The following is a 2,799-nucleotide window of genomic DNA, read 5'->3' as shown; positions in this document are numbered from 1 at the left end:
GTGTACGGCGCGGTGACCAGCGAGACGCCCTGCAGAGGTACCACGCCGGTTTCCTCGCCGATGAAGATGCGCACGCCGGGGGCCTGGATGGTCCGCTCCAGCAGCTGCAGGATCTCGCGCTTGCTGGAAAACAGCTCGAACAGCTCGCGCAGGCGCTCCAGGTCGGACAGGTCCTGCACCCCCATCAGACGCGTCTGGCCGGCCACCAGCATGTCGTCGGCCGGCGGCTGCAAGGCCTGCTCGGCCAGCTCGACGCTGTGCGCCAGCACCTGTTCCAGCTCGGAACGGGCGTCGCGCAGCTCCAGCAGCAGGCGGGTACGGATCTCGGCCAGGGGCAGCCCGGCAAAGTGGGCATTGAGGTAGTTGGCCACCTGCTCCAGCTGCCCCGGTGCGAAGTCCTGGCGGGTCTCGATCACCCGGTTCTGCACTTCATTGTCGGCAAACACCAGGATCGCCAGCACCCGGCGCCCGTCCAGCGCCACGAAATCGATCTGGCGGAAGGCGAACTGCTCGCGGCGCGGCGCGCTGACCACGCCAACGAAGTGGCTCATCGCCGACAGCAGCTCCGACGCACTGCCGAGCAGCGCCTGGGTACTGCCGCCTCCGGCCAGCTCCTGACGCAGTCGGGCCAGCTCCCCTTCGCCCGGCGGCTGCATCTGCAACAGGCTGTCGACGAACACCCGGTAGCCATGCGCGGTCGGAATCCGGCCCGCCGACGTATGCGGCGAGGCCAGCAGGCCCAGGTCTTCCAGGTCACCGAGGATGTTGCGGATGGTGGCCGGACTGACCTCCAGGCCGGCCACGCGCGCCAGCGTCTGCGAACCCACGGGCTCGCCATCCTGGATGTAGCGCGCGATCAGCGTGCGCAGCAGGTGCCGCGCGCGCGGGRCAAGTTGGTCGGGAGAACCGTGCATGGAATCAACCTGTGAGACAGGGACATTAGATAATGGCGACGCATCCCCTTGGCAAGTCATTGGACGACCCCGCCGCGCGTGCTAGCGTTGCGCGGCTGCAGACACCCCCTTACCCATGCTCAGACATCTTTCAATCAAGGATTTCGCCGTCGTCCGCGCCACCGAACTGGAGTTCGGGCCGGGCATGACCGTGGTTTCAGGCGAGACCGGCGCGGGCAAGTCGCTGATGGTCGACGCTCTGGGCTTCCTGTCCGGCCTGCGCGCCGACAGCGGCGTGGTCCGCCATGGCGCGGCCCGGGCCGAACTGTCGGCCGAATTCGCGCTGGACCAGCTGCAGGCCGCCCGCCAGTGGCTGGCCAGCAATGAGCTGGACGATGAAGACCAGTGCCAGCTGCGCCGCGTGATCCGCGCCGACGGCGGCTCGCGCTCGTGGATCAACGGCCGCCCGGTCACCCTGGCGCAGCTGGCCGACCTCGCCGGCCTGCTGGTGGAGATCCATGGCCAGCATGAGCAGCAGGCCCTGCTGACGCGCCCGTCGCAGCTGGCCCTGCTGGACGCCTATGCCCGCAACGAAAGCGAACGCCGCCAGGTGCGCCGCGCTGCCGCCACCTGGCAGGCGCTGGTCGATGAATCCCTCGCACTGTCGCAACAGGGCGACGTGAGTGACCGCATCGGCTTCCTCGAACACCAGCTGCGTGAACTGGACCGTGAGGATCTGGAGCCGGAGTCGATCACCGCGCTCGGCGCCAGCCATCGCCGTCAGGCGCACGCCAGCGCCCTGTTGGCCGCCTGCCAGGCAGCTTCGGACCAGCTCAACGGCGACGAAGGCCACTCGGCGCTGGATCTGCTGCAGCAGGTGCGGCATGAACTGGCCAGGGTGGCCGAACATGACCCGCGGCTGGGCGACGTCGATGCCCTGATCGACAGCGCCTCCATCCAGCTGCACGAGGCCCTGGCCCTGCTCGACCGGGTGCATGACGATCTGGACGCCGATCCGGACCAGTTCGAGGAGAACGAGCGCCGCCTCGGCCGCCTGCACGACCTGGCCCGCAAGCACCGCGTGCCGATGGATGAGCTGGGTGCGCAGCGTGAGCGCATGCACGCCGAAGTGGAACAGCTGCGCGGCGCCGACGAGCGCCTGCAGCGTCTGGCCGGCGAAATTGAAAAGGCCGCAGCGGCCTGGCGCGTCGAGGCCGCAGCACTGACCACCAGCCGCCGCACCGCTGCTGCCGAGCTGTCGGCCACCACCACCGGCATCATCGCGGAGCTGGGCATGGGCGGCGGCCAGTTCCTGATCGAGCTGGAGCCGCAGGACAACGGCAAGCCGGACCCGCAGGGCGCCGAGCGCGTCGAGTTCCTGGTGGCAGCCAATGCGGGCCAGCCACCGCGTGCGCTGCGCAAGGTCGCTTCCGGTGGCGAGCTGTCACGTATTTCGCTGGCCATCGAAGTAGCCGCGCTCGACCTGGATGCAGTGCCGACCATGGTGTTCGACGAAGTCGACTCCGGCATCGGTGGCGCGGTGGCCGATATCGTCGGCCAGAAGCTGCGCGCCCTCGGCGAAAAGCGCCAGGTGCTGTGCGTGACCCACCTGCCGCAGGTCGCCTCCAAGGGCCACGCGCATTACCGGGTCAGCAAGGCACCGGTGGAAGGCATGACCCAGAGCGCGGTGGAGAAGCTCGACGCAAAGGCCCGCGAGGAAGAGCTGGCGCGCATGCTGGGTGGCGTGGAAGTGAGCAAGGAAGCCCGCGCCGCCGCGCGCAAGCTGCTGCAGGTGTAGGCCCCTGCAAGCCTGTTGGCGCCCGTGAATCGCGGGCATTCATCCACGCATGGCGTGGATCTACTGCAGGCCTGACACCTGGTAGTGCCGGCCGCTGGCCGGCAACCC

General features: G+C 69.0%; 2 protein-coding genes. One reads left to right on the top strand and one right to left on the bottom strand.

Translation table 11 applies throughout. The annotated features are described in order from the left end of the window. A partial coding sequence (gene hrcA / locus AB4Y84_RS18465) for a heat-inducible transcriptional repressor HrcA (protein ID WP_442250618.1) occupies positions 1-914 on the bottom strand: 914 nt, incomplete at its 3' end. A gap of 115 nt (positions 915-1,029) precedes the next feature. Here hrcA and recN point away from each other — a divergent pair. After that, the gene (gene recN / locus AB4Y84_RS18460) at positions 1,030-2,691 is read left to right on the top strand and encodes a DNA repair protein RecN (RefSeq protein WP_032977644.1); all 1,662 of its coding nucleotides are present in this window, start codon (positions 1,030-1,032) and stop codon (positions 2,689-2,691) included. The last annotated feature ends 108 nt before the right edge of the window (positions 2,692-2,799 follow it).

This window comes from Stenotrophomonas sp. 2YAF22 (assembly GCF_052114665.1).
Classification (GTDB): domain Bacteria; phylum Pseudomonadota; class Gammaproteobacteria; order Xanthomonadales; family Xanthomonadaceae; genus Stenotrophomonas; species Stenotrophomonas indicatrix.
The sequence above is the reverse complement of the archived record's forward strand: the minus strand, read 5'-3'. Positions and strand labels throughout refer to the sequence as shown.

Excerpts from the sequence above, each read along its gene's own strand:
- recN (WP_032977644.1), top strand. The coding sequence starts at position 1,030 with ATGCTCAGACATCTTTCAATCAAGGATTTCGCCGTCGTCCGCGCCACC.